Source organism: Pseudarthrobacter sp. AG30 (assembly GCF_003116525.1).
Classification (GTDB): domain Bacteria; phylum Actinomycetota; class Actinomycetes; order Actinomycetales; family Micrococcaceae; genus Arthrobacter.
Map to the genome: position 1 here is coordinate 799 of NZ_QEHL01000052.1, position 338 is coordinate 1,136.

Consider the following 338-nt stretch of genomic DNA (forward strand, 5'->3'; position numbering starts at 1 on the left):
ACGATGGGGGCCCGGTTCAGGGACGCGATGGCCACGGAGGCGTTGTCGATGATCCGGTTGATCACCATGTCGGTGACGTCATCGGTAACCGCCACAGGATCCGCGGCCACCTTGGCGATCTTGTAGGCAAGCTGGTCCTCGCGGGCCAGGTTCTCTTCGCTCTTGTAGACGCGGACGTGGTGTTCCTTAACCATGGTGCTCCTTGTGGTGGGATGCGTGGGTTGCTTTGACGTGGGAGAGGCTGCGGTGCAGGTGCACGATCGTGGCTGCTTCGGCGAGCCTGGGGTTGCCTGCGGCGATTGCCTCGGCGATCGCGGCGTGCTCGGCGGCCGCGGCCG

2 pseudogenes are annotated in these 338 nt (G+C 65.4%); both read right to left on the minus strand.

Annotation, left to right across the window (positions count from 1 at the left end):
- Positions 1–194 (minus strand): annotated as a pseudogene (locus DC347_RS21260) (MmgE/PrpD family protein); the annotation flags it as partial.
- A pseudogene (locus DC347_RS22065) lies at positions 187–338 on the minus strand (GntR family transcriptional regulator); the annotation flags it as partial. The pseudogenes DC347_RS21260 and DC347_RS22065, both read right to left, overlap by 8 nt.